The sequence below is a fragment of the Psychroserpens luteolus genome (assembly GCF_021032705.1).
Taxonomy (GTDB): Bacteria; Bacteroidota; Bacteroidia; order Flavobacteriales; family Flavobacteriaceae; genus Psychroserpens; species Psychroserpens luteolus.
The window spans coordinates 274,952-300,976 of the sequence record NZ_JAHVXI010000005.1; the positions used below are offsets into that span (position 1 = coordinate 274,952).

The 26,025-nt window shown below is 33.4% G+C and carries 26 protein-coding genes; 13 read left to right on the forward strand and 13 right to left on the reverse strand.

Annotated features, from left to right (window positions below):
• The first annotated feature begins 28 nt into the window (after positions 1-28).
• Positions 29-1,549: a GH3 auxin-responsive promoter family protein gene (locus tag KWG70_RS14020; RefSeq protein WP_230936670.1), complete on the forward strand. Its 1,521-nt coding sequence runs from the start codon at positions 29-31 to the stop codon at positions 1,547-1,549.
• Between the two features lie 136 nt (positions 1,550-1,685).
• Positions 1,686-2,915 carry a hypothetical protein gene (locus KWG70_RS14025; protein ID WP_230936671.1) on the forward strand — a complete coding sequence of 410 codons (1,230 nt, stop codon included), beginning with the start codon at positions 1,686-1,688 and terminating at the stop codon, positions 2,913-2,915.
• A gap of 276 nt (positions 2,916-3,191) precedes the next feature.
• Here the strand turns inward: KWG70_RS14025 and clpX are convergent, their stop codons facing one another.
• The 6 genes from clpX to KWG70_RS14055 all read right to left on the reverse strand — a co-directional run bounded on the left by clpX (position 3,192) and on the right by KWG70_RS14055 (position 8,839).
• Positions 3,192-4,424 (reverse strand): ATP-dependent Clp protease ATP-binding subunit ClpX, encoded by a 1,233-nt coding sequence (clpX, locus tag KWG70_RS14030; RefSeq protein WP_230936672.1) that lies wholly within the window; start codon positions 4,422-4,424, stop codon positions 3,192-3,194.
• Between the two features lie 53 nt (positions 4,425-4,477).
• Complete coding sequence (gene clpP / locus KWG70_RS14035) at positions 4,478-5,152, reverse strand: ATP-dependent Clp endopeptidase proteolytic subunit ClpP (RefSeq protein WP_230936673.1); 675 nt, start codon at positions 5,150-5,152, stop codon at positions 4,478-4,480.
• Between the two features lie 172 nt (positions 5,153-5,324).
• Positions 5,325-6,647 carry a trigger factor gene (tig, locus tag KWG70_RS14040; protein WP_230936674.1) on the reverse strand — a complete coding sequence of 441 codons (1,323 nt, stop codon included), beginning with the start codon at positions 6,645-6,647 and terminating at the stop codon, positions 5,325-5,327.
• A gap of 128 nt (positions 6,648-6,775) precedes the next feature.
• Positions 6,776-7,123, reverse strand: coding sequence for a phage holin family protein (locus KWG70_RS14045; RefSeq protein ID WP_230936675.1), 348 nt, complete (start codon positions 7,121-7,123; stop codon positions 6,776-6,778).
• A 17-nt stretch (positions 7,124-7,140) separates the two neighbouring features.
• A complete protein-coding gene (locus KWG70_RS14050; RefSeq protein ID WP_230936676.1) occupies positions 7,141-7,908 on the reverse strand; it encodes an alpha/beta fold hydrolase in 768 nt (255 codons plus the stop codon).
• A 217-nt stretch (positions 7,909-8,125) separates the two neighbouring features.
• On the reverse strand, positions 8,126-8,839 hold the full coding sequence (locus tag KWG70_RS14055) for a pyridoxine 5'-phosphate synthase (RefSeq protein WP_230936677.1): 714 nt from the start codon (positions 8,837-8,839) through the stop codon (positions 8,126-8,128).
• 89 nt (positions 8,840-8,928) lie between these two features.
• Between KWG70_RS14055 and KWG70_RS14060 the strand changes: the two genes are divergently transcribed.
• The 8 genes from KWG70_RS14060 to murI all read left to right on the forward strand — a co-directional run bounded on the left by KWG70_RS14060 (position 8,929) and on the right by murI (position 17,147).
• Positions 8,929-9,585 (forward strand): CBS domain-containing protein, encoded by a 657-nt coding sequence (locus KWG70_RS14060; RefSeq protein ID WP_230936678.1) that lies wholly within the window; start codon positions 8,929-8,931, stop codon positions 9,583-9,585.
• 1 nt (position 9,586) lies between these two features.
• Positions 9,587-10,462, forward strand: coding sequence for an NAD kinase (locus KWG70_RS14065; protein WP_230936679.1), 876 nt, complete (start codon positions 9,587-9,589; stop codon positions 10,460-10,462).
• A gap of 98 nt (positions 10,463-10,560) precedes the next feature.
• The gene (porG, locus tag KWG70_RS14070) at positions 10,561-11,250 is read left to right on the forward strand and encodes a type IX secretion system protein PorG (protein WP_230936680.1); all 690 of its coding nucleotides are present in this window, start codon (positions 10,561-10,563) and stop codon (positions 11,248-11,250) included.
• Positions 11,251-11,991, forward strand: coding sequence for an isoprenyl transferase (locus KWG70_RS14075; protein WP_230936681.1), 741 nt, complete (start codon positions 11,251-11,253; stop codon positions 11,989-11,991). It begins immediately after the preceding gene.
• Entirely contained in the window at positions 11,963-14,551 is a 2,589-nt protein-coding gene (locus tag KWG70_RS14080; protein WP_394801636.1) for a BamA/OMP85 family outer membrane protein, read from the forward strand. The genes KWG70_RS14075 and KWG70_RS14080 overlap by 29 nt, the downstream gene beginning before the upstream one ends.
• Before the next feature lie 167 nt (positions 14,552-14,718).
• On the forward strand, positions 14,719-15,756 hold the full coding sequence (locus KWG70_RS14085; protein WP_230936683.1) for an OmpH family outer membrane protein: 1,038 nt from the start codon (positions 14,719-14,721) through the stop codon (positions 15,754-15,756).
• A gap of 33 nt (positions 15,757-15,789) precedes the next feature.
• On the forward strand, positions 15,790-16,299 hold the full coding sequence (locus tag KWG70_RS14090; protein WP_230936684.1) for an OmpH family outer membrane protein: 510 nt from the start codon (positions 15,790-15,792) through the stop codon (positions 16,297-16,299).
• Positions 16,300-16,367: 68 nt separating this feature from the next.
• Positions 16,368-17,147 (forward strand): glutamate racemase, encoded by a 780-nt coding sequence (murI, locus tag KWG70_RS14095; protein WP_230936685.1) that lies wholly within the window; start codon positions 16,368-16,370, stop codon positions 17,145-17,147.
• 41 nt (positions 17,148-17,188) lie between these two features.
• On the opposite strand, the gene KWG70_RS14100 is transcribed toward murI, so the two are convergent.
• Genes KWG70_RS14100 through KWG70_RS14120 form a run of 5 tightly spaced genes read right to left on the reverse strand, consistent with a single transcriptional unit; the run spans position 17,189 to position 21,750 of the window.
• The gene (locus tag KWG70_RS14100) at positions 17,189-17,704 is read right to left on the reverse strand and encodes a gamma carbonic anhydrase family protein (RefSeq protein ID WP_230936686.1); all 516 of its coding nucleotides are present in this window, start codon (positions 17,702-17,704) and stop codon (positions 17,189-17,191) included.
• A 5-nt stretch (positions 17,705-17,709) separates the two neighbouring features.
• Positions 17,710-18,243: a hypothetical protein gene (locus KWG70_RS14105; protein WP_230936687.1), complete on the reverse strand. Its 534-nt coding sequence runs from the start codon at positions 18,241-18,243 to the stop codon at positions 17,710-17,712.
• A 1-nt stretch (position 18,244) separates the two neighbouring features.
• On the reverse strand, positions 18,245-18,979 hold the full coding sequence (locus tag KWG70_RS14110) for a LytR/AlgR family response regulator transcription factor (RefSeq protein ID WP_230936688.1): 735 nt from the start codon (positions 18,977-18,979) through the stop codon (positions 18,245-18,247).
• A gap of 6 nt (positions 18,980-18,985) precedes the next feature.
• Complete coding sequence (locus KWG70_RS14115; RefSeq protein WP_230936689.1) at positions 18,986-19,561, reverse strand: hypothetical protein; 576 nt, start codon at positions 19,559-19,561, stop codon at positions 18,986-18,988.
• On the reverse strand, positions 19,561-21,750 hold the full coding sequence (locus KWG70_RS14120; RefSeq protein WP_230936690.1) for a histidine kinase: 2,190 nt from the start codon (positions 21,748-21,750) through the stop codon (positions 19,561-19,563). The genes KWG70_RS14115 and KWG70_RS14120 overlap by 1 nt, the downstream gene beginning before the upstream one ends.
• A 211-nt stretch (positions 21,751-21,961) precedes the next feature.
• Between KWG70_RS14120 and KWG70_RS14125 the strand changes: the two genes are divergently transcribed.
• The 3 genes from KWG70_RS14125 to KWG70_RS14135 are packed head-to-tail and all read left to right on the forward strand — an operon-like array spanning position 21,962 to position 24,720.
• On the forward strand, positions 21,962-22,978 hold the full coding sequence (locus tag KWG70_RS14125; RefSeq protein ID WP_230936691.1) for an SIMPL domain-containing protein: 1,017 nt from the start codon (positions 21,962-21,964) through the stop codon (positions 22,976-22,978).
• A gap of 11 nt (positions 22,979-22,989) precedes the next feature.
• The gene (locus KWG70_RS14130) at positions 22,990-23,553 is read left to right on the forward strand and encodes a rhodanese-like domain-containing protein (protein ID WP_230936692.1); all 564 of its coding nucleotides are present in this window, start codon (positions 22,990-22,992) and stop codon (positions 23,551-23,553) included.
• Positions 23,554-23,565: 12 nt separating this feature from the next.
• On the forward strand, positions 23,566-24,720 hold the full coding sequence (locus KWG70_RS14135; protein WP_230936693.1) for a vWA domain-containing protein: 1,155 nt from the start codon (positions 23,566-23,568) through the stop codon (positions 24,718-24,720).
• A 163-nt stretch (positions 24,721-24,883) separates the two neighbouring features.
• Here KWG70_RS14135 and KWG70_RS14140 read toward each other — a convergent pair whose 3' ends face one another.
• Both KWG70_RS14140 and KWG70_RS14145 read right to left on the reverse strand, forming a co-directional pair.
• On the reverse strand, positions 24,884-25,891 hold the full coding sequence (locus KWG70_RS14140) for a PorP/SprF family type IX secretion system membrane protein (RefSeq protein ID WP_230936694.1): 1,008 nt from the start codon (positions 25,889-25,891) through the stop codon (positions 24,884-24,886).
• Between the two features lie 7 nt (positions 25,892-25,898).
• The coding region (locus tag KWG70_RS14145; protein ID WP_262910639.1) for a T9SS type B sorting domain-containing protein at positions 25,899-26,025 on the reverse strand (127 nt) is incomplete at its 5' end.

The window sequence follows — 26,025 nt, forward strand, 5'->3', positions numbered from 1 at the left end:
ATTTTTAAAACTTAAAGATACTATAAAAATGCCGATTCCATTAGTAAATTCTATTGCTTCCTGGTTTTTAAAAAAACGATTCCATCAAATTGAATTGTTCCTAAAATACCCAAATGAAGTGCAAAACGAATTACTCTTTCAGCTCCTTTCAACCGCAAAGGATACTGAAATTGGCAAAAAGTATGACTTTGCATCTATTTCCACTTATGACACCTTTTGTGAACGCATTCCTATTTCTTCATATGAAGATTGTCAAGATATGATTGAACGGTCTCGCCGAGGAGAACACAATATCTTTTGGCCCAACCCAATCAAGTGGTTTGCAAAATCTAGTGGGACAACTAATGCTAAAAGCAAATTCATACCTGTAAGTACAGAATCATTAGAAGATTGTCATTACGCTGCAAGTAAAGATTTACTCTGTATGTATCTCAATAATAATGAAGATTCGCAATTGTTCACTGGAAAAAGTTTACGCTTAGGAGGCAGTAAAGAACTATACAAAGAGAACGGAACCGTATTTGGCGATCTATCAGCTATACTTATAGATAATATGCCTTTTTGGGCTGAGTTTAGTAGCACACCTAGCAGTAAAGTATCTTTAATGAGTGATTGGGAAGTAAAGATGAAAGCCATTGTTGAAGAAACCCGAAATGAAAACGTAACCAGTTTGGCTGGTGTTCCTTCTTGGATGCTTGTGCTACTCAATACTATTTTAGAAACAACCGGAAAAGACAACCTGTTTGATATATGGCCAAATTTAGAAGTCTATTTTCATGGTGGTGTGAGTTTTGTACCTTATGTTGATCAATACAAGGCTATTTTACCTAAACCTGATTTTAAATACTACGAAATTTATAATGCTTCTGAAGGCTTCTTCGCAATCCAAGATCAAAATAATAGCAGTGAGTTACTCTTGATGTTGGATTATGGAATTTTCTATGAATTCATTCCTATGGATACCTACGGAACAGCTAATCAAAAGATTATTCCTTTGAGTGCAGTTGAAATTGGTAAGAATTACGCCGTTATCATTACAACTAATGCTGGACTTTGGCGTTATAAAATTGGTGACACGGTAAGATTTACATCTATAAGTCCGTATCGTATAAAAGTTTCTGGTAGAACAAAACACCACATTAATGCCTTTGGAGAAGAATTGATTATTGAAAATGCCGAAGATGCCCTAAGAGAGGTTTGCTTTTCAACTAATGCTGAAATAGTTGATTACACGGCTGCTCCTATTTTTATGAATGGAAAAGATAAAGGATCACACGAATGGCTCATTGAATTTAAAACACCACCTGAAGACCTCAAGGCATTTAACGAACTTCTAGATACCAAACTAAAATCACTTAATTCAGATTATGAAGCTAAACGCCTCAATAATATGACCTTAAATATGCCAACAGTTCATATGGCTAGAGAACGTCTATTTTATGATTGGCTCAAGCGGCATGATAAATTGGGTGGTCAGCATAAAATTCCTAGATTATCTAACAGTAGAGAGTATATCGACGAATTATTGAGCCTTAATACTACCTCATAGTCATTCATCGGTAAAATTCGCACAGCCTCTAAATTTGTCGGATTTACGCATAGTTTTATCTAATAAATGTCATAAAAAAAGATTTTTTATATTTTTGACTATAATTTTAAATGTAATTAATCCCAAAACCCTCACAATGAAAACGCCTATCCTCACGGTGTTTACCATATTATTTTGTATGGTATCTTCACCTACGATCTCAAACTTAGATGGTAATCGTAACGATCCTAAACATTTTGATGAACTCAATAGAAGCGGACTTGAATTTTATGTCTATACTTCAAAAGTAAACACAAAATATTCTGAGATTCCTTCAGCTGTATTCAAAAACAAATTGATTATGGTGTCTTCTAAAAAAATTGGCGGACTAGGAAATGGTATAGATAAACATACCAACGAACCGTACTTAGAGTTATTCTGTCTTGATGTTGATGCTTACGGCTCGGTAAAGAACCCTTTGTTCTTTTCGAGAATTATCAACACAAAAGATAATGAAGGTCAAGTTGCCTTTTCTCCTGATGAACAAACCATGTACTTCACAAGAAGTAAACGTGAAAACTCTCAGAATTACCAATTATATAAAGCTTTTTTAGAAAAAGACTCCAATGGTAATTGGATAAATGAGCAAGAGCTAGCCATTAGCGACCTCAACTACTCTATCGAAAACCCGCATGTCTCATTTGATGGAACCGAATTATATTTTTCATCAAATATGCCAGGCTCTTTTGGTGGTTTCGATTTATATGTCGCTCAAATTAATCCAGATGGAACTTTAAATGATCCTGTTAATTTGGGACCAAAAATAAATACAAGGTTTGATGATAAATTTCCGCATCTATCAAAAGATGGGAAAAAATTATTCTTTTCATCTAAAGGACATGAGAGTATTGGTGGTTTTGACATTTTTGTAAGTTCTATTTCAGAAGATATTAAAACGCCACGAAATTTAGGAAAAAATGTAAACTCCGAATTCGATGAAATTGCCTTTATGTTTACAACCGAAGACAAAGGATTTTTCGCTTCGAATAAAAAACAAGGGAAAGGTAGTTTTGATATGTATCGTTTCAAAGCTAATGTTATTTACCAACAGTTACAAGGTGTGGTTGTGAATGAAAACAATAAACCTATTCCTAATTCAACTGTTGTATTATTTGATGTAGACGGAAATGAGATCGAACGACAGGTTACAGAGATTGATGCCTTTTATAGTTTTAAAGTGAAAGCTTACGAGCGTTACTCTATTAAAGTATTAAAAAATGGTTTCGAAAAATTTGAGTCTAGATTTTCATCTTATAAAACCGATGCTATTATCTATAAAGAGACTTTAAAATTATCGACAAAAATATCGGCTGTTAGCAATGACTAGTCATCTCTAACTTTTAAAACATCGACGAACAACACTATTTTTTCCCGAACAACGAGTATTATTGATGTTCATCCAAAAGCAAGTAAAGTCGTTTTTATTCTGAAGTTATTGCAGTTATATTTACGAAGTCTTTAAGAAAAAAACTTTTTGAAAAGGACTTAAAATTGTAAAAAAATATTCAAAATATTGTTTAGCAATATTAGTTTTTAAATCCTAATAAAAAAACCACTCTCGGGAAAGAGTGGTTTCTTTTTATATTATTCTGAAATCTATTATTTATGAGACCGCTTTTAGCTTTTTAAGCTTCGTCTTGGTAAGCTTGGTTTCTGCATAAGACTTAGTCACATTAAGTTTTTTATCATTTGAACTTGGCATTTCAAACATCGCATCGGTCAAGATTTCTTCACAAAGCGAACGCAAACCTCTTGCTCCCAACTTATACTCTATAGCTTTATTCACGATAAATTCTAAAGCACCTTCGGTAATAGCAAATTCAATATCATCCATAGCAAACAATTTTTTATACTGCTTGATGATGGCATTTTTAGGCTCGGTTAAAATGGCTCTTAATGTATTTCCATCTAACGGATCCATATAAGTAAGTACTGGAAGTCGACCAATAATTTCAGGTATCAATCCAAAGTCTTTTAAATCCTTAGGAATGATATACTGCAACATATTATCGGGATCGGCTATTTCATCATCATGAGATGCTTTATAACCAATAGCAGCCATATTTAATCGCTTAGAGATCACACGCTCTATACCATCAAACGCTCCACCAGCAATAAATAAAATATGCTCTGTATTAACTTCAATAAATTTTTGGTCTGGATGTTTACGCCCTCCTTTTGGTGGCACATTAACAACAGTACCTTCAAGCAACTTTAATAAGGCTTGTTGCACACCTTCGCCTGAAACGTCTCTAGTAATAGATGGATTATCACTCTTACGAGCAATTTTATCGATCTCATCAATAAACACAATACCACGCTCGGCTTTTTCTAGGTTGTAATCTGCTGCTTGTAATAAACGTGTTAAAATACTTTCAACATCTTCTCCAACATAACCTGCTTCGGTTAAAACAGTAGCATCTACAATAGCAAGAGGTACATTAAGCATTCTTGCCACAGTTTTTGCCATTAAGGTTTTACCTGTTCCTGTTTGTCCTACCATAATGATATTTGACTTCTGAATTTCAATATCATCATCTGTTGGTGGTTGCAATAAACGTTTGTAGTGATTATAAACTGCAACAGACATCACTTTTTTGGTGTGTTCTTGGCCAATAATATACTCGTCAAGAAAAGCTTTAATCTGCTGTGGTTTTTTAAGCATTAACTCTGATGACAACTCTGCATTATCAGACTGCTTAGATTCTTCTAGAACAATACCGTGTGCTTGTTCGATGCATCGATCACAAATGTGTGCATCTAAACCAGCAATCAACAGATTGGTTTCCGGTTTTTTTCGTCCACAAAACGAACATTCTAATTCTTCCTTTGCCATAAATCATTTTAAAGCCTCACATTTCCAACGGAAACATCAAGCATTTGTTCTTTTTATCCTCTTGATAGTACTTCGTCTATCATTCCGTATTCTTTAGCTTTATCAGCTTTCATCCAATAATCACGATCGCTATCTTCGTAGATTTTGTCGTAATCCTGACCTGAATGCTTACTAATGATTTTATATAACTCCTCTTTAAGGGTTAATATTTCACGAGCCGTAATTTCGATATCACTGGCTTGACCTTGCGCACCTCCTAACGGTTGGTGAATCATCACACGTGAATGTGTTAATCCGCTACGCTTTCCTTTTTCACCAGCACATAATAACACAGCTCCCATAGACGCTGCCATACCTGTACAAATAGTAGCTACATCTGGTTTAATTAACTGCATTGTGTCATAGATACCTAAACCTGCGTAAACACTTCCTCCTGGTGAATTGATATATATTTGAATGTCTTTAGATGCATCTGTACTTTCTAAAAACAGTAATTGTGCTTGAATGATATTGGCTACTTGATCATTGATCGCTGTACCCATAAAAATAATACGATCCATCATTAAACGAGAGAATACATCAAAAATAGCGATGTTCATCTGACGTTCTTCAATGATATTAGGCGTTAATGCTGTTGGATACATACTACTAATGATTTTATTGTAATATGTGCTGCTAATACCTTGATCTTTTATTGCGAATTTTTCAAATTCTTTTCCGTAATCCATATATAGTTTTCAAATTTTTTTAATGTAAACAAAAAGCGTAAGACGGTGAAGTCTTACGCTCAAAGATACTAATTTATAATATTATTTCTTCTATTTAACAAAATAGCATTAGCCTATACTCAAATATCAAATCTTGGCTCTTACTTCTTTTAGCATAATACCCATTATGGGTTTAGCTATAAAACTCTTTTACAAAATCGTCGTAAGTTATTTCTTTTGTCTTAAGATTTGCTTCGGCTTTGTAAAGATTTAACAATTTAGTGCTCATCAATTGCTCAGATAAGCGCTTTACCTCATCTTTATTTGATAAGATTCTTGCAGCAATACCTTCTAACTCTTCATCACTAGAACCTGTTTGTCCAAATTGCGCCATTTGTACTTTGATCATTTCTTTAGCATGATCTTTAAGATCATCAAAAGACACTTGAAGGTCATGCTTTTCAATGATTTTACCTTCAATTAATTGGTAGCGCATGCTTTTTTCAGACTTTTCGTATTCTTCTTTAGCTTGCTCTGCATCCATTACTTCTTCTCCTGCAGTTTGCATCCACTTCTGTAAGAATTCTGCTGGCAAATCAAATTTTGTGTTTTCAACTAAATATTCAGTAACGTCATTTAATAGTTTTTGATCACCTTGTTGTGCAAATTGCTTTTCAGAATCTTCTTTGATTTTAGCTTTCAATTCTGTTACAGACGTCACTGCTTTTGGTCCGAATAATTTATCAAATAATTCTTGGTCCAAATCAGCTAATTCTCTTGAGTTGATCTCATTGATTGTAAATGTCACTTCAATCTCTAAACCATGAGCATCATCATGAGACACCTTTAAGAATGTCATAAGATCATGATCGTCATTAAACAACCCCTTAGTTTTTAGTGTGATGACATCTCCAACTTTAGCACCAATAAATTTCTTTTCTGTCGTTTTTCCTTTAAACTTATCTAAAGTGATCATTGTAGAATTATTGATCTCTTTTTCCTCATTTGCAAAAACACCAGTAATTTCAGAGTCTTTAGCTACTTCTGTTTCAGAAACAATTTTACCATATTGTTTTCTAATATGCTCTACTTGATTATCTAACATTTTATCATCGGCAACGATGTTGTAATGAGTGATGGCTTTTTTACCTTTTAAGTTTACCTCAAAATCAGGCGCAAGTCCTAATTCGAACTCAAAAGAAAAGGCATCAGAATCCCAATCTAAATCATCTTGAGGTTTTGGTAACGGGTTACCTAAAACGTCTAATTTTTCTTCGGTTAAATATTTACCCAAAGCATCTTGTAAAAGCTTGTTTACCTCATCAACTAAAACCGCTTTACCATATTGCTTTTTCACTAAAGTCATTGGTACATGACCTTTTCTAAAACCTGGGATATTAGCCGATTTACGGTAATCGCTTAATATTTTTTCTACTTTATCGCTATAATCTTCTTTAGCGATGTCTACTTTTACCACTGCATTTAATGCATCGATGTTTTCTCTTGTAATATTCATTGTATCTACTCTAAACCCAAAAGGGTATTTACATTTTATGTTTTTAATACACACGAGGTATTAAAAAGGGCTGCAAAAATACGATATTTTTTGCAACCCAACAATAGTTTAAGTAACTGATTTTGTGTCTACTTTTTCTTCTCTTTTAAAAAGGAATAGGCAATAGATTGTGAGATAGATAATAAGATACTAAACAGCAAGGCTGTCCAAAACCCATTCACTCCAAAACCATCTATAAATTTATCCGCTAGTAGAATAATGCACGCATTAATCACAAATAGAAACAAGCCTAAAGTAAGAATGGTAATAGGTAAAGTTAAAATGATAAGTATAGGTTTTACAACAGCATTTAATAATGCTAAAACTACAGCTACGATAATGGCCGATTGATAGCCTTGAAGCCCAACACCTGGTAGAAAATGAGCTAAAATCATTACGATACCAGCGGTGAGTAATATTCTAATAATAAGGTTCATAAGATCTTGATTTACGTTTATGAAGTTACAAAATTTATAACGGCTTCGTAAAAGTCTTTTGGGTTTTCGGCATGCAACCAATGACCAGCATTGGTTATGGTTTCAATAGCTGCAAGCGGAAAATGCTGCTTGATAAGCTTCTCATCTGTTGACATCACATACTCACTTTTGTCACCTCTCAAAAAGAGTGTCGGGTTTTCAAATTTAGAATGTATAGGTAAGGCTTCTCCAACTTCGGTGACATTCTCTTTTAAAACATCAAGGTTAATTCTAAGTCCGAGTTGCCCCTTTTCTATCCAATACAAGTTTTTAAGCAAGAACATGCGCACACCAGGTTCGGAAACATATTGTGAAAGGAATGTATCTGCAGCACCTCTGCTTTTAATGTCATTAAAATCTAAGGCACTCAATCCGGCTAAAATAGCATCGTGATGTACAGGATAAAAGCGCGGACTAATATCTGCCACCATTAATTTTGAGACCAAGTCTGGATATTCTGACGCAAAAAGCATTGCTGTTTTTCCGCCCATAGAATGACCTAGTAAGGTCATATTTTCGAGTTGATGCACATCAGAATAACGCTTAAGATCTTCAGATAAAACCTCGTAATTAAATTCGTCATTATGAAAGCTACGTCCATGATTACGTTGATCTACCAGATGCATTTCAAAACCGGCTTCAGCAAATTTATTGCCTAGTGTTTTCCAATTGTCGGACATCCCTAAAAAACCATGAAGAATAACGAAAGGCTGTCCTTGTCCTATAATTTTTGAGTGTAGATTCATTTAAAAGTTTAAGTTTTTACGTTCATTTTTTGCTTGTCCAAAAAACGAACCAAAAAAGACATTTTCAAGCCAAGGAATTTTTCAGTTTACAACTAAAAACCAATTTGAAAACTTCGCGTCGAACACAGTTCTCCTATTTCCGAAGCTTTTCTTCATTTATTCTTCGGATTGATATCCCAGAACTCGTATTTACAGCGTTATAATACTAATATCTCGCTTATTTAAGTCGCTCTAAATACATTTGTACTACGTTTTCAATACCTAAATATAAACTTTCAGAAATCAAAGCATGACCAATAGATACTTCTAATAAACCAGGAATGTTCTGTTTAAAAAATTTAATGTTATCTAATGACAAGTCATGCCCAGCATTAACACCTAATCCTATATTATTAGATAATTCAGCAGCTTTTGTAAACGGTTCAATCGCGCTTTCATTTCCTAAACCATATTGATGCGCAAAGGTTTCAGTATATAATTCGATACGATCAGTTCCTGTAGCTTTAGCTCCTTCTATCATTTCCAAAACAGGATCTACAAATATGGACGTACGAATGCCATTGGATTTAAATTCTGAAATGACTTCGGTCAAAAACGCTTTATGATTTATAGTGTCCCAACCAGCATTAGATGTTAAGGCATCTACAGCATCTGGAACCAAAGTAACTTGTGTTGGTTTTACTTCGAGCACCAAATCCATAAAGGATTGTATTGGATTTCCTTCCACATTAAATTCGGTATAAACTTCTGGCTTTAGATCGCGTGTATCTTGGTATTTTATATGGCGTTCATCTGGTCTTGGGTGCACAGTAACACCTTCGGCTCCAAATCGCTGCACATCTTTGGCAAATTGAACAACGTTTGGTGTGTTTCCACCACGAGAATTTCTCAAGGTTGCTATCTTATTGATATTTACACTTAACTTGGTCATAACTTTGTAATTTGATTACAAAAATACAAAGTCCTTCAACCTTAATTGTGGTTATTTTTAATTAATTTTGATTAGAATTTTACAAGACTATGCCATTACGAGAATATATTATTAACGATATAAAACCACTCAATATAAATGATAAGGTGAGTGATGTTCAATTGATTTTTAATGAATTGACCTATTCCCATATTCCTGTTGAGAATAATCGTACGTATCAAGGTTGTATATCTGAAACTGATGCCCATTGTTTTGAGTCTCAAAAAACGATTGCTGATTGTAATTATGCTCTAGATGGTTTCTTTGTGAGATCTGACACCAACTGGTTGGATGTACTGGAAACATTTGCACAAAATTCTTGTAATATCATGCCAGTTCTAGATAAGCATAATAATTATCTGGGCTATTACGAACTTAATGATATTATAGGTTTATTTAATGAAACGCCTTTCTTTGCCGAGCCTGGAGGTATTCTTATTGTTGAAAAAGGCATTCAGGATTATTCCTTTAGTGAAATTAGCCAGATCGTTGAATCAAACGACGCAAAAATTTTAGGTGCTTTTGTATCTCGAATGGACAGTGGCGTTGTCCAAATTACTTTAAAAATTGGTAATTCTGGACTCAATGATGTGATTCAAACCTTTAGACGCTATAGTTATAATATTATTTCGGGTCATGAGGAAGACACACACCTTGAAAACCTCAAGGATCGCTCAGAATACCTAAAAAAATACTTAGACATATAGTATGAAGGTAGCCGTTTACAGTCAGTATTATCCAGAGAAACCTTTAAAATCATTTGAAGATCTTATCGATGTACTTCACAAGAATCAAGTTTCCATTCATATAGAAGCATCATTTTTTAACGAATTAAATGATGGTATAAAACAAAATCCAGCTGTTAAAAAATTCACCGAATTGGACAATAGTTACAATCTTTTGATTAGTGTTGGTGGAGATGGTACGATTTTACGGGCTATTACTTATGTAAGAGATCTTTCTATTCCAATTGTTGGCATCAATACAGGTCGGCTTGGTTTTTTAGCCACCATTCAAACCGATGATATTGAAGTTGCCATTACGCATATTTTAAATGGAAATTATAAAACCTCAGAACGCACATTGTTGAGTGTAGAAACTAATCCAGGGAATGAGGACTTAAAAGTCACCAATTTTGCGCTTAATGAAATTGCTGTAAGTCGGAAAAATACAACCTCGATGATTACCGTAGAAACCCATTTAAACGATGAATATTTGACATCGTATTGGGCAGATGGACTCATAGTGGCCACACCAACTGGTTCTACAGGATACTCTTTAAGTTGTGGAGGACCAGTAATAACACCGGAAGCCAATAGTTTTGTCCTAACACCTATTGCGCCTCACAACTTAAATGCAAGACCTTTAGTTATTCCAGATGATACCACTATTCAATTAAGAGTAGATGGTCGAGAAGATCAACATTTAATGTCATTAGACTCACGAATAGTCACTTTATCAAACGCTACCCTAATCACCATAAAGAAAGCCAACTTTAAAGTTAAAATGGTAGAGCTTTTAGATGAAAGCTTTATTGATACGCTCAGAAAGAAAATGCTCTGGGGCGAAGACAAACGTAATTAAACAATAAAACCTTATAAAATCTGTTTTCTGTAAGACTATTTGCCACAAATTACCGTAGGCAATTCATATTTATTATATTTGCAAACTTTTAAAAATTTATGAGGTATTTAATCTTATTTTTATTGGGTATATGTTTCGCGCAAAAAAGCCAGGCTCAAATCTATGAAGTTGGTGTATTTGCTGGTGGAAGTAATTTTATTGGTGATGTAGGTCGTACGAACTACATCAACCCTAATACGGCTACACTAGGCTTACTTTTAAAATGGAATCGCAGCCCGAGACATTCATGGAGAGTTTCAATTATTTATTCTGATTTAAAAGGCTACGATGAAAAATCTGATGACCCTAGACGTATAGAACGTGATTATTTCTTCGATACTAATTTACTGGAGATTTCTGCAGGTATGGAGTTCACCTTTTGGGATTTTGATTTACACCAAGGAGATTTAAAAGTAACACCATATATATATTCAGGAATATCTACAGCAAAACACCCAAACTATTTTTTCAATGCGGCAGGTGAGTATACAGCCGAAGGAACAGATAGCTGGGCTTTTGGAATACCTATGACACTTGGTATTAAAAGTAACATCACTAATCATTTAATTTTAGGTTTTGAGGTTGGCGCACGTTATACCTTTTCAGATGAAATAGATGGCAGTGTTCCTGATGCAAAAGAATTAGAGGTATTTTCCTTTGGTAATACAAATAGTAACGACTGGTATGTATTTACTGGTTTTACATTAACTTATACATTTGGTCAAAGACCTTGTTATTGCAATTTTTAAATGAATTTGAAAGATCAAATATTAACCGATAAACTTCCTAATCATGTCGCCATAATAATGGATGGTAATGGCCGTTGGGCCAAACAAAAAGGGATGCTAAGGGTAATAGGTCACGAAAATGGGACGAAGTCTGTAAGAGATGTTGTAGAAGCTAGTGCCGAAATTGGAATTAAAAATTTAACGCTATACGCTTTTTCTACTGAAAATTGGAAACGCCCTAAACTGGAAGTTCAAACACTTATGAAACTTCTAGTTAAATCATTAAAAAGGGAAATCAAAACACTTCAAGACAATAACATTCGCCTTTTAGCTATTGGAAATCTTAAAGATTTACCAAAAAAAGCACATCAGGAGCTGTTAGAAGTTATAGATAAAACCAAAAATAATACACACATGACACTCACTCTAGCCCTAAGTTACGGCTCTAGAGAAGAGATTGTTAAGGTTATAAAAGAATTAACAGATAAAGTTAAAAATAATATAATTTCTGTTGAAAGTATTGATGAATCAATTATAAATAAGCATCTTTACACGCATAATTTACCAGACGTAGACTTGTTAATAAGAACTAGCGGTGAACAAAGGATAAGCAACTTTTTGTTATGGCAAATTGCTTATGCCGAATTATATTTTACAGACATTCTTTGGCCTGATTTTAAGAAGAAGGACCTTTATGAAGCTTTGATAAATTATCAAAATAGAGAACGACGATTTGGAAAAACAAGTGAACAACTTAGCTAATTACTTACTTTTGAAAACATATATTAAGCCACTACTCCTAGCATTTATTTTTATTACTTCTAATATAGTAGTTGCGCAACAATCAGATTTTAACCAAGGTAAAAAATATATCTTAGAGGAAGTTACTGTAACAGGAAATACGAGTTATAACCCTGGAACTATTGTCTCATTTTCTAGACTAAAGATTGGTGAGGAAATCGTCATTCCTGGTGAACAAATTAGTAACGCTATTAAAAAGCTATGGGATTCTAACCTCTTTAGTAGTATTGATGTCTATTTAGCAAAAACAGAAGGCAATAAAGCCTTTTTAGAAATCAACCTTATTGATCTTCCCGAGTTAAATAATATTGATATTCAGGGTGTAAAGAAAGGTAAGATAGAAGAGCTAAAAAAAGAAAACAACCTATCTAAAGGTGTTTCTAAAGTTACCGAAAACTTAATCACAACTACACGTAATTACATTACTAATAAATACAAAAAGAAAGGGTATTTAAATACGAAAGTAACCGTTAATACAAAAGCTGTAGAGAATGATTCTATAGAAAAGAGTCAAGTAGATATGTTGATTTACATTGACAAAGGTGAAAAAGTAAAAATTAATAAAATCATCTTTAATGGTAATGATAAAGTTTCTGACAAGAAACTGAGAAAAGCCATGAAGAATACAAAGCAAAAGAATCCAATTCGTATTTTAAAACGCTCTAAATATATCAAAGACAAGTATGAAGAGGATTTAATCACACTTATTGATGCTTATAAAGAGAGAGGGTATAGAGATGCTAGAGTGATCTCAGACTCTATCGTTTATAAAGATGATAAAACGGTCACACTCTTTATTAATGTTGAAGAAGGTGAGCAATATAAATTTGGTAAAATTAAATTCGTTGGAAATACTGTTTTCACCGACAAGTACTTAGAAAACTATTTAAAGATTAGAGAAGGTTCAACATATAACGGAGTTGAACTACGTAAGCGAATAGCTGATAACAGCAAACCAGACGCTCTAGATTTAACTAACCTCTACCAAGATAGTGGTTATCTATTCTCTACGATTAACCCAGTAGAAACAAGTGCTGAAGGTAACGTTATAGATATGGAGATTAGAATTTCTGAAGGTAAACCAGCCTATTTCAATAATGTAACGGTTAGTGGTAATGATAAAACAAATGACCACGTTATCTACAGAGAACTAAGAACCAAACCTGGGCAATTATACCGTAAGAGCAATGTAATTAGAACTATTAGAGAATTAGGTCAATTAGGATTCTTTGATGCACAACAGTTAACGCCAAACATGAAAAACTTCAATACGCAGGATGGTACTGTAGATATTGAATATCAAGTGGTAGAAAGAGGATCTAGTCAAATCGAACTCCAAGGAGGTTATGGTGGCGGAGGTTTTATTGGAACACTTGGATTATCTTTTAACAACTTTGCGATTAAAGATATTTTCAAAAAAGAAGCGTATAAACCAATTCCATCAGGTGATGGTCAGAGTTTGGCTTTACGTTTACAAGCATCACAGTTTTTCCAAACGTATAGCTTTTCATTTTCTGAGCCTTGGTTAGGCGGAAAGCGTCCAGTACAATTATCGACATCTGTATCACATACACGACAATTTTTATTTGACCCAATCACAAGAAGGGCAGATAAAGACAGACGTTTTAATATTACAGGGATTACTGTTGGATTAGCAAAACGTTTAAAAGTGCCAGATGATTTTTTCCAATTATCTCAGGCCTTGAGCTTCCAACATTATGACTTAAAAAATTACAATACAGGTTTATTTACGTTTGGTGATGGTTATTCTAATAACTTATCCTATACCGTTGGATTAACAAGAAACAATACACGTACCGATCCTATTTATCCTACTGGTGGTTCTAATTTTTCAATTAGCGCAAAATTATCATTACCTTATTCATTATTTAATGATGTAGATTATAAAGCTTTAAAAGAAGAACGCGAATCTCTTGATCCAACCGATGTTGATGATATTGCCAGAATTGGAGAAATTGACCAAGAACGTTTTAATTGGTTAGAGTTTTACAAAGTAAAGTTTAAGGGTGATTGGTATACTAGATTAGTAGATAAACTTGTCTTTAAATCTAGCGTTGAGTTTGGTTTCCTTGGAGCTTATAATCAAGATAGAGGTGTTATCCCATTTGAACGTTTCTTCTTAGGAGGAGATGGTCTTGGAAATTTCGCACTTGATGGTAGAGAAGTAATTCAACTTCGTGGTTATCCAAACCAATCATTATCGTCTCAAGATGGTGGTTCTATATACAATAAGTTTTCTTTAGAGTTGCGTTATCCAATTACATTAGGAGCGCAAGCGAAAATTTATGCATTAACTTTCTTAGAAGCTGGAGCGTCGTTTGATAATTTTAGGGATTATAATCCTTTTAATGTGAATCGTTCTGCTGGAGCTGGTATTAGAATATTTATGCCTGCATTTGGATTATTGGGTATTGATTTCGGTTATGGTTTTGACGCTCTTCCGGGTCAAACTGTAAGAAATGGATTAGAAACTCACTTTATAATTGGACAGCAATTTTAATTTTGGCACGATATTTTCTATTAGCAATATGACGATTTAATGTTTGTGTTAAAATTTTTCAGAATATATTTCGTTTATTTGAAAAACCAAACACAATGACAGGATCGTAATTTTAATCTGTCGTTATAGAGTTTATAAAAGATATCATAAAATCAAAAATAATACAGATGAAAAGTAAAGTTCTTTTTTTAGTGACCCTTTTAAGTCTAATGAGCTTTGTATCTAACGCACAACGAGGTGTAAGGATAGGTTATATAGATACTGAATATATTTTACAAAATATCCCTGAGTATCAAGAAGCATCGTCTCAACTTGATCAAAAAGTACAACAATGGAAAACTGAGATAGAACAACGATTAACTACAATTGATTCTAAAAAAAAGCAATTGAATAGTGAAAGTGTTTTATTAACGAAGGAATTGTATGAGGAGCGTTTAGAAGATATCTCTTTTGAAGAAGCAGAAATTTTAGATTATCAACAAAAACGATTTGGTCCTAATGGCGATTTAATGATTCAAAAACAACAATTGATTCAGCCTATTCAAGATCAAATTTTTGCTGCAGTTCAAGAAATTGCTAGTGGTAAAAAATATGATTTCATTTTTGATAAATCGGCAGATGTTGTCATGCTATTTTCTGCAGAACGTTTTGATCTAAGTGAATTAGTGATACGAAGTATTACTCGTTCATCAAAAAGAACGCAGGCAAAATCAAGAGCTGAGCGTAAAAAAGCTGAGAAAGAAGATGTTGTTCCTGTCGTAAATAAAGAATTAGACGAACGTCAAAAAGCGATTGAAGATAAAAAAGCAACTCGTGAAGCAGAGATTGCAAAACGACAAGAAGCGCAGTTAAAAAGAAGAGATTCACTTAAAGCTGCCGCTGCTGCTAAACGTCAAAAGATTTTAGATGATAGAGCAAAAGCGAAAGCCAAAAGAGATAGCACCAATGCTGCAAAAAAAACTGGTTCGACTGAAAAGGATAGAAACGTTAAAAAAACAGACTCAACAAAAGCGAAAGCTGTAACAGGAACAAAAACTCCTGCACAGTTAGCCGAAGAGAAAAAACAACAAAAAATAAAAGATCGTGAAGCAAGAAAAAAAGCACTTGAAGAACGTAAAAAGAAAATATTAGAAGACCGAAAGAAAGCAAAAGAAGAACGTGAGGCAAAGAAAAAAGCCAAAGATTCCGTTCCTGATGATAACTAAAAACAATAATTATAACACGTAACAAATTTAAAAATGAAACACTTAAAAACCCTTTTATTCGCAGCTATATTATTTGTTGGTACAACAAATCTTGCAACAGCACAGAGTAAAGTCGCACATATAAATACGACTGAATTGGTTCAAGCTATGCCTGAAATGAAAGCAGCTCAAGCAGAAATCGAAAAGTTATCTAAAACTTACGATGTACAGTATAAAGAAATGGTAACTGAACTTCAAAATAAAGTAAAGCAATATAGAGCTGAAGTTGAATCTAAAACTGAAGAAGAGAATACTAAGCGTGCTCAAGAAGTACAACAAATGGAACAAAGTATCCGTGAGTACCAAGCTGGAGCTCAAGACGATTTAGCTAAAAAAGAAGCGGCATTATTAAAGCCTATTTTTGAAAAGGCAAAAGCAGCTATTGATAAAGTTGCAAAAGCACAAGGATTTAACTACGTTCTAGATTCTACTCAAGGTGGTGGTGTTCTTGTAGCTGCTGGTAAAGATCTTTTAGCAGACGTAAAGACAGAATTAGGATTCTAAGAAAGAATACTTAAATAAATACATAAGGAAGCCGCTTTAAACAAGTGGCTTTTTTATTTTTGTAGTTCATGAGCATACAACCTATAGGCATATTTGATTCTGGCATTGGAGGAACTTCCATCTTCAAAGAGATTCATACGCTTTTACCTTATGAAAACACAATCTACTTAGCCGATAGTAAAAATGCACCTTATGGAGGAAAAAGTAAAGACGATATTTTAGCATTAAGTATCAAAAACACAGAATTATTATTAGAAAAAAACTGTAAACTTATTGTTGTGGCTTGCAATACAGCAACAACCAATGCAATAGACGTATTAAGAAACACCTATGATGTTCCATTTATTGGTATAGAACCTGCAATAAAACCTGCGGCTTTAAACACAAAAACGAAAGCCATAGGTATACTTGCAACTAAAGGTACATTAAGCAGTGATTTATTTCATCAAACAACAGACCTATACAGCAATGGCATAAAAGTTATTGAACAGGTTGGTGAGGGCATTGTCCCATTGGTAGAAGCAGGTAAAGTGAGTACTACCGAAATGAAGGAACTTTTACAAATATATATGGAGCCTATGTTAAAGGCCGATATAGACTATTTAGTCTTAGGTTGCACACATTATCCTTATTTGATACCAATATTAGTAGAACTACTCCCTAAACATGTTAAAATTATCGATTCGGGCTTAGCCGTTGCTAAACAAACTAAACTCGTACTTGAAAAGCATCATCTTGTAAATTCAAGAACCACACATCCAGAAAACATCTTTTTTTCTAACGGAAATGTCACTGTTTTGAATCGTATCTTAAATGAAAAATTTAAGGTGTCTTATTTAGACTTTTAAATTCTTATTTAAGTAATACGCACTCAAGCTAAGTATTAAAATTAGCTTTTAAACCAACTCGAATATTTGACATAATTATCGGCAATGCGATTAATTTCTCCTGAAATAAGAGCTTTACTAATGTCCTTCACCTTTTTAGCAGGAACACCTGCATAGATACTTCCAGATTCAACAATAGTATTTTTGGTCACTACAGCACCAGCCGCAATAATACTATTGCTCTCAACGATACAATCGTCCATCACAATGCTTCCCATACCTATCAGAACATTATCATGAATGGTGCAACCATGAACAATTGCATTATGACCAATAGAGACATTATGACCAATAGTAGTTGGTGATTTTTGATAGGTTGCATGAATTACAGCACCATCTTGAACATTCACCTTATCTCCCATTTTTATAAAATGAACATCACCTCTAATAACAGCATTAAACCAAATGCTGCATTGATTTCCCATAGTAACTTCACCTACAATAGTCGCGTTTTCGGCAATATAACAATCGCTAGGTATCTGAGGATGTTTTCCGTTTACAGGTTTTATAATTGGCATAGTTATTAATTTGTATGTTCCTGAAGTACTATTTTTTTATCCAAATACCAGGCTTTCCCATTAACTCCAGTTCCGAAGAAAAAATCTGGATGCCCTTTATAGTTGGCTCTATCATCTTGTACTAACTCCTCTTTTACACTTTGAGGTAACCATTCAAAATTAAATTCATCTTTTTTATGGTTTTGTTCCATCCACTCTAAATCCATTTCAAAATCATTTATAGCATGAAAGGTTTTTTCGTTAAAGTACAAAACGGCCTCTAGACTATAATCGGATGGCCCTGGAACAGAAAGTCTATCATTTTGACCCGAATTATCAATAATCACATAGCGATATTCCACTTTTATAGGCTTGTGTTTTCCAAAATCCAAAACCTTACCAAGACGTTCAATATCTGTTGATGTTATTTCTGTAACATTCCCTTTTTTTATAACACTCTCATTAGAATACTCCTTGCTTTTTTTGTCAGAATCAGATTGGCATGTCATAAAAAATGACACAAGCAAAAACAGCAACCATTTGTGATTTTTGACATTCATATTATTTAAAATAAGACAGCAAGTCGGACTTCTTAGACGCTGAAACCATAATCTCTTTTCCATTGCTCAACACCACACTACCTCCTTTTCCTTTTACGTACTTGGTGACTTCATTAACATTAACCAGATAACTTTTATGAACTCTTGCAAAACCACTTTCGGTTAAGGCTTCTTCAAAATACTTTAGGGTCTTGCTTACTAATTTCTTTTTGTTATTGTTAAGGTAAATTTCGGTGTAATTATCATCGGCTTTACAATACATAATATCTGAAGTTTCCAAAACTTCAAATCCATCTTGTTGTGGTATCGTAATTTTACCATCAACACTATTGGTTTTTGGCACTAAAACTTGATCTTGAAGCGCATCTTCTTTTGTTCTTATTTCTGTGACGTAATCAACAGCTTTTATTAACTCATCAATAGAAACAGGTTTCATTAAGTAGTAGGAAGCATGCGCATTTAAAGCATCAATAGCATAATGATTATAAGCGGTAACAAAAACGGTTTCGAAATCAATATCACCAACTTTGTCCAATAGATCAAAAGCATTTCCATAGGGCATTTCTACGTCAAGAAACACGAGGTCTAATTCTGTATTTCGAATAAGTACTAATGCTTCATCTACATTTGCAGCTTCGCCTAAAACATCAACATTAGGACAGTACTTGTTGAGATAATTTTTTAGAATTTTTCTACTTGTTTCTTCGTCTTCTACAATGATTGATCTTAACTTCATATGATCTTATTTTTTTATTGTGTCTTTAAATTCTTTTAAGGACGCCATGGCTTGCTGATACTCTTCATCAGGGTTTTCTATGAGTGTTTCGGTAAAAACCAACGACTCAAACTCAGATCTTCTTGAATCCATTTCTTCTGTACTCATTAAATCTAATTTCCTCTCAAATAAAGTTACTTCCGTATTCGAATTGAAATAGGTCACATTCTCAAATAGTGCACAGCACTTATCACCTTCTCTCTTTTGTCCTTTATGTATATATGGACTTAAACCTGAAACTCGTCTCATAATGATGTTATCGTTTTTGAGATAAACTTCCATTTTAATGGGAAAGTTCTCAGAAAATCGAGATGCTGCGGTAACTTTAGATATGCCTCGTGAGTTCTTTTTATAAATGATTACGCCAGTTTCATGTGTACCATCAACAATTGTTTCAGAATGCTCAATTTTGGCTTCTTTATTATATTCTGACACCAGTCTATCTATATTTTGAATCCAGCTTAATCTATTATCTTCTGTTTCATTTTGACATGAAATCGACAACATAACTACTATTGCAACTACCATTTTTATTCTCATCATTAATCCTTTTTTATGGTTACAACAACTTTAGTTCCTGCATCTTCGGCATCTTGATAATCATCTATAAACACGTCGACTTTATCTTTATACATTTCGTTTAAGATTGCCACACGTTTTTGGATATTACCCATACCTTTAGATTTCTGTTTTTGCTGATTGGTTGTTTTCAAATCTTTAGAACGTTCTCTTCCAATACCATCATCGGCCACAGTAATGGTAATTTCATCATTGCTTTTTTTAGACACATCGATATACAAGTGTCCTTTTTCAGTTTTATAACGCAATCCATGCCATACAGCATTTTCGATATAAGGTTGTAAAAGCATTGGTGGAATTTGAAACGACTCGACGTCGACATTTTCATCAACTGTTATACTATAATCAAACTTATCTTGAAATCTGAAATGCTCTAATTTGGTATAGAGATCTAATAACTCTATTTCCTTTTGTAACGGAATAAAATCTTCTTCACTATTTTCTAATACTGCTCGCATGAGATATGAGAAATCTGATAAATACTTATTGGCAGTACGTTCATCGTTAATTGCAATAAAACTATTAACCGAGTTTAATGCATTAAAAATAAAATGCGGATTCATTTGACTGCGCAACGATTTTAAAGCCAGTAAATTATTAGCTAATCGCTGTTGTTTGATGTATTTGTACATAAAAAACGCAGTAATGAGTAACATAATCAATCCAGCAATTAATGAGTAGATAATCAATTGCTGATTTTTGGTTCGTGCTTGGTTTAAACTAGTTGTTAGTACACGATCACTTTCTAAACTTGTAATTCGATTTTGCTGCGCTATAATGTTACGTCTAAAACGATCGGCTTGCGACAGTTCTTGTTCTCGTTTAATGTAGAGTTCATCAACCACATTTTTATAATCCTCTAAAGTCTCCTTCGCTTTTTCAAAGTTTCCAGCATCAACATGCACATCTGAAAGCTTTTTCGTGGCGTCTTTCTTAACAATTAAATCTCCTTTAGCATCAGCTTCTTCAATACTTTTCTCGAGATAAGGAATAGCATTTTCATAGTCTTTCTGTAAAAAGTAAGCATTACCAATTTTGTAATTTTGTTTTTGAAGTGTCAAGGGACTTTCATTCACTATGATAGAATCTTTTTGAACACCTTCTACATCTTCAACAATCTCCTTTCGCAATTGTATCTCTTCAGAATAGTTTCTGTTTGTATTCTGAAAATCGGCTACCGTAACTTTTTCTTCTAAAGCCCGTTTTTTAGTTTCTTTCTCGGCAAGATTAAGAGAATTTCCAAAAAACTGCTCTGCTTTGTCTACGCGACCATCACTATTATATGATTGTGCAATTTTAGAATTGAGGTCAACAATCTTTGGCTTGATCAAATGTTTATTAGCCACCTCTAAACCTTTTTCATATGCCTCAACAGAAGACTGATAATTCTTAATACTAAAGTACGTATCTCCTAAGCCTTCATAAAGTGTAACAAGTTGATAATTACTTAGAGATTTCTTGTCTATAGCATTGTAAGTTTCTAAACTTTCTTGATAATTTTTATTACGCTCATAAGCTTTTGCAAGCCCTAATTTAGCTTCATTAGTTTCTTCATTTTGCAAACTAACCCTATAACTAGTAACCGCTAAATCATATTGTTTCCAGTACATATACACATCAGCTAAAACTAAATGAGCAAGTCCATTTTGAGATTGTGTTGTACTTTGTGATAGTGCATCTCCTACAAATGCAATACTCTTTTCTACATCAAGCTTTTTGTATTTGGATACCGAATCGATATAGGCATTAAATGCCTTTATATCTGTTTTAAATTTTGAATTTCCTTTTTGTCTTGTTTCAGCAGGCTCTACTTCTACAGTTATTCTATCATTATTCTCTATAATATGATAAACGGTTTGAAAATCTTTATGCCTTATAATTAATTCGTCGCCTTTACGAGCCTTAATTACAAATGCACCATTGGCATCTGTTCGCGTATAATCACCACCATTAACCTCAATATTTACTTTTGAAATAGGCTTGTACGTATCACTTTCCCTTACAGAACCTCTTATGCTAAAGAAAGGGTTTTTTTCTGCTTTCAGCTTCAGCGCCTCATTCTCTTGTACTTTCTTATTGTTTTGACCTGTTACTGTTTCTATAGAAAACAATAACAGTAAGATAATGATGCTATATTTAAGTATTTGTTTCATTATTTTATTTGAATGGAATAAACTTACATACTTTAATTGGTTAAATAAAATCACTAACTATCGTTACATCCAAAATTTAAGATCAAATTGATTAGGTTACTCATTTAGTTATCCTTTTCACTCATTTAAACGCTTACTTCACTCATTCTTGTTTTTTATTAAAAAAAGATGATTCTAGATTTACCGCATTAATCAAAAATCGAAAAAAACAATGAAAAATCAAGCCCTTAGCGTCATGCTAATGTTAATGTGTATGGTCATATCAAATGCACAGCACAAAGGAAACTATGATCAAATCTCAAGACAGAATATTTTGCATTCTGGAAATGCAACTATTTACAATCCTACTGTACAACAGCAAATCAATAAAATATTAAATCCGAGTACCAATGTATTTATTGATGTTAAAGCACTACAAAATATATCGGCAACAACCTATACTGCTATTTTTAATGTGTCTCAAATTGGACCAACAGCAGACAGCACTAATTTGTTAATGAACCAGCGTGTAGATAAAATAAAAAGTGCTTTAAAAACTATAGGCATATCAGAAGAAGACTTTGCTGTAGATGTCATTTCATTTGTTCCGAATTATGAAATAGAGGTTCAGAAAAAGTTATTTAGTAAAACCTATACAGAAGTACCAAACGGTTTTGAACTTCAACAAAATTTACACATTCAGTTTACAAAGACCAATCAGTTTGAGAACATTTTAACAGCATGCGCTAAAAGCGAAATATACAATCTCGTTAAAGTCGATTATTATATCGAAAATATTGCTGAAGTTTATAAAAACCTGCAAACAAAACTTTTAAAACTTATTGAAGAAAAAAAAGCTTACTATAAAGTTTTAGGTTTTGATCTTGCCAATTATAATGTTGCAATTGCAGATGATCAGTATTGTTATTTCCCTAAAGATTTTTATCAAAGCTACCAAGCTTTCAATAGTGTGTCTTTTGAAGCCATTACAAAGAAAAAGGGAGTCACTACTGCAAAAAAACAAACCTCATATTACTACCAACCCTTATCTTATGAAAACTATGATGTAGTTATCAATCCTTCCATTTTAGAACCTGTTGTTCAAATAGGAATGAATATAAGACTTCAATACACACCAAAACCTAAAGAAGCAAAACCTGAACCCGTTGTAAAAACAGAGATTAAGCACAAATACTATGTCGTTTCTCCTAATGGCACCTTAGATATCAAAGCATTACAAACCAATTAATCGTTATTATTATGAAAGCAACAACCGCATTATTTGCATGTATTACACTTTTAATATGCATTCCAGTAGAAAATGAATTACCAGATTTTAGGAGATCTAAAGTGAGTTATTCAGATTTTGAAACACTCGTAAGAAAAGTAAAAAAACACCGTAAAAAACGATTGATCGATTTTAATCAGTTTTTGTCTAAAAGCAAAGAAAAAGATGTAATAATACTAGACACTCGTTCTAAAGACATGTACGATAAAAAACATATCAAAGGCGCTTTACACCTTAATTTCTCAGACTTTACTCAAGACAATTTAGCTAGGATTATTCCAAGCAAAAACACTAAAATCCTAATCTATTGTAACAACAACTTTCAAGGTGATCAAATACACTTTATGACAAAATCTGTATTGCCAGAATTAGAGACAGAAAAAGAAATAACTCTTGCGCTCAATATTCCAACCTATATTAATCTTTATGGTTATGGCTATAAAAATGTCTATGAGTTATCTGAGCTTTTATTCCCTTTAGATCAACGGGTAGTTTATGAAGGCTCTTCCATACAGAAAACAATAAGTAATAATTAAAAAATAGAATCTATGAAAACAATAATCAAAACACTCATTATATCGTTATGCATGGTTAATTTCATGTCTTGTAACGCTAATGAAAAAAAAGAAACAAAGCAACTAGCAATTGCAGAAACAAAGGCTCACAACCCAAATAAGCAATTTATAAAAGTAGCCTTGTTACTAGACACTAGCAATAGTATGGATGGACTGATTGACCAAGCCAAGGCCCAACTTTGGGATATTGTAAACGAATTATCATATGCCAAATGTGGTGATGAAAAACCAAAATTACAAATTGCTTTATATGAATACGGAAATGATAATCTTAATGGTGACGAAGGTTTTATCAGACAAGTGCTAGCATTTAGTGATGATTTAGATGAGATTTCTAAACAACTATTCTCATTAACCACAAATGGAGGTAACGAATATTGTGGTCATGTTATTCAAACCTCATTAAATCAATTAAAGTGGGGAAAAAACGAAGATGACTTAAAACTTATTTTCATTGCAGGAAACGAGCCATTTTCACAAGGCAAAATAAGTTATCAAGATGCTGCTAAGCAGGCACATAAAAATGGGGTGAGCGTAAATACCATTTTTTGCGGAGATTACAATCAAGGTATTGCAACCTATTGGAAAGATGGAGCAGACCTATCTCATGGTGATTATATGGCCATTAATCATAATCACGTAACCACTTATGTAGCCACACCATATGATGATAAAATTCTAAAACTTAATCACAAACTAAATGGCACTTATGTAGCTTATGGTCGTGTAGGTAAAAAGAAAATGGCTCTTCAAGCAGAACAAGACACCAATGCGAGAGGGTATAGCGAAGCTAATGCTGTGAGTAGAACAGTTAGTAAAAGTTCACATCTTTATCTAAACTCTAATTGGGATTTAGTTGACGCAGAACAAGAAAAAGATTTCAAATTTGAAGACTTAAAAAAAGAGGAGCTGCCTGAGGAACTCAAAGATAAAAGCGTTTTGGAAATCAAAGCATATGTCAAAAACAAACGCTTAGAACGTGAAGCGATTCAAAAAGAAATTCAGCAGTTAAACGAAAAACGCCGACTGTATATAAAATCGCAACAGAAAGAAGATAGTAATGGCTTAGAAAATGCCATGATTAAAGCAATAAAGACACAAGCAAAAGACAAGAAATATACATGGTAATATTTGGGCGTTACGTTCTTTACATTTTCACCAATGTAAAAGAACGTCGTGCTCTCGGTAGTCGCTTCCAGAGGCAACTCTGGAGAGCTTCAACAATACCTCCATCACTAACGCAAAAAGTCTCGATAATATCGAGACTTTTTGTTTTATTATTGCGTTTTTTCTAGTTAACTGCCGGACAGTTACATTCGTACTTTTCACGTCTACAGTTAAAGTTATAACCTAGTGTGATTTGATGAAATCCACCATTATTAAATACGACTGAGTTTGCTTGGTATGAATACGTATAGGCAAATACAAAGCTGTTATAATCTACACCAACAAAAGGTGTAAAATACTGTAGTTTTTGGCTACTAACTCCTGATCCATCTAAAAATTCTGCGCCATCCAAACTTCTACGGTAGGACAAGCCTCCCCAAAGTTTACCAAACTCCATATCCTTGTATGCTTTAGCATTAATATCTATTGACGCTTCTTCGGTTGCATCTCGGTACATGAACATAACAGATGGCTCAAAACTCCAATCGCTTCCAAATTTATGGAATGTATTACCCGCAGAAAGCAAATAGGTTCTCAAATTATCATAACTCAATCCTTGCTCATTAAAATTAATTCCATCATTATTTAAAACATTTTTAACTGTCGCATGAGCATAAAAATCAATTAAGTGATAAGAGAATCCAAAGTCAACATTAAAATTTGTCGCACTTTGTTCTACACCTGCAATGATAGGATCAAATCCATCTGCTAAAAACTCTGTTTCATCTAACTTATACTGAATAAATCCAGCACTTAAACCAAAGGATAACATATTTAAATCAATCTCATTACGAGAAAACATAATATGATGTGCATAGGTCAAATAAGCTCCTGTTTGAGAGTGATATCCATTTTTGTCATTATAAACAATACCTCCCAGTGCAGATGGTGAATCACCCAATCTACTATTTACACTCAAAGTCTGTAAATTTGGAGCTTCATCTTGTCCAAACCACTGTGCACGAGCAGTAAGTCTTACTTTAGCACAATTAGCTACACCAGCCATAGACGGGTGAATGAGGTAATAGTTATCTGTTAAATAATCTGAATAAATGGGTAGTCCTTCTTGCGCTGTTCCTATAAATGAAAACAAGGCTAAACTTGCTATTATATAATATTTTTTCAAATTCATATTAATTTTATCTTTTCAGGGTAAAATGGGCTTTAAATTCTTTACGGTCACCTGTATTAGGTTCATTATACTCAACTACAAACCAATAGTCACTTGTTGGCATCTGGTTCCCATTATAGTTACCATTCCAACCT

Excerpts from the sequence above, each read along its gene's own strand:
- KWG70_RS14125 (WP_230936691.1), top strand. The coding sequence starts at position 21,962 with ATGAAAAATCAAGCCCTTAGCGTCATGCTAATGTTAATGTGTATGGTC.
- porG (WP_230936680.1), top strand. The coding sequence starts at position 10,561 with ATGAGGTATTTAATCTTATTTTTATTGGGTATATGTTTCGCGCAAAAA.
- clpX (WP_230936672.1), bottom strand. The coding sequence starts at position 4,424 with ATGGCAAAGGAAGAATTAGAATGTTCGTTTTGTGGACGAAAAAAACCG.
- KWG70_RS14060 (WP_230936678.1), top strand. The coding sequence starts at position 8,929 with ATGCCATTACGAGAATATATTATTAACGATATAAAACCACTCAATATA.
- KWG70_RS14050 (WP_230936676.1), bottom strand. The coding sequence starts at position 7,908 with ATGAATCTACACTCAAAAATTATAGGACAAGGACAGCCTTTCGTTATT.
- KWG70_RS14100 (WP_230936686.1), bottom strand. The coding sequence starts at position 17,704 with ATGCCAATTATAAAACCTGTAAACGGAAAACATCCTCAGATACCTAGC.
- KWG70_RS14020 (WP_230936670.1), top strand. The coding sequence starts at position 29 with ATGCCGATTCCATTAGTAAATTCTATTGCTTCCTGGTTTTTAAAAAAA.
- KWG70_RS14110 (WP_230936688.1), bottom strand. The coding sequence starts at position 18,979 with ATGAAGTTAAGATCAATCATTGTAGAAGACGAAGAAACAAGTAGAAAA.
- KWG70_RS14135 (WP_230936693.1), top strand. The coding sequence starts at position 23,566 with ATGAAAACAATAATCAAAACACTCATTATATCGTTATGCATGGTTAAT.
- tig (WP_230936674.1), bottom strand. The coding sequence starts at position 6,647 with ATGAATATTACAAGAGAAAACATCGATGCATTAAATGCAGTGGTAAAA.
- KWG70_RS14130 (WP_230936692.1), top strand. The coding sequence starts at position 22,990 with ATGAAAGCAACAACCGCATTATTTGCATGTATTACACTTTTAATATGC.
- KWG70_RS14055 (WP_230936677.1), bottom strand. The coding sequence starts at position 8,839 with ATGACCAAGTTAAGTGTAAATATCAATAAGATAGCAACCTTGAGAAAT.
- KWG70_RS14075 (WP_230936681.1), top strand. The coding sequence starts at position 11,251 with ATGAATTTGAAAGATCAAATATTAACCGATAAACTTCCTAATCATGTC.
- KWG70_RS14140 (WP_230936694.1), bottom strand. The coding sequence starts at position 25,891 with ATGAATTTGAAAAAATATTATATAATAGCAAGTTTAGCCTTGTTTTCA.
- KWG70_RS14115 (WP_230936689.1), bottom strand. The coding sequence starts at position 19,561 with ATGATGAGAATAAAAATGGTAGTTGCAATAGTAGTTATGTTGTCGATT.
- clpP (WP_230936673.1), bottom strand. The coding sequence starts at position 5,152 with ATGGATTACGGAAAAGAATTTGAAAAATTCGCAATAAAAGATCAAGGT.
- KWG70_RS14085 (WP_230936683.1), top strand. The coding sequence starts at position 14,719 with ATGAAAAGTAAAGTTCTTTTTTTAGTGACCCTTTTAAGTCTAATGAGC.
- KWG70_RS14025 (WP_230936671.1), top strand. The coding sequence starts at position 1,686 with ATGAAAACGCCTATCCTCACGGTGTTTACCATATTATTTTGTATGGTA.
- KWG70_RS14090 (WP_230936684.1), top strand. The coding sequence starts at position 15,790 with ATGAAACACTTAAAAACCCTTTTATTCGCAGCTATATTATTTGTTGGT.
- KWG70_RS14120 (WP_230936690.1), bottom strand. The coding sequence starts at position 21,750 with ATGAAACAAATACTTAAATATAGCATCATTATCTTACTGTTATTGTTT.
- murI (WP_230936685.1), top strand. The coding sequence starts at position 16,368 with ATGAGCATACAACCTATAGGCATATTTGATTCTGGCATTGGAGGAACT.
- KWG70_RS14065 (WP_230936679.1), top strand. The coding sequence starts at position 9,587 with ATGAAGGTAGCCGTTTACAGTCAGTATTATCCAGAGAAACCTTTAAAA.
- KWG70_RS14105 (WP_230936687.1), bottom strand. The coding sequence starts at position 18,243 with ATGAATGTCAAAAATCACAAATGGTTGCTGTTTTTGCTTGTGTCATTT.
- KWG70_RS14045 (WP_230936675.1), bottom strand. The coding sequence starts at position 7,123 with ATGAACCTTATTATTAGAATATTACTCACCGCTGGTATCGTAATGATT.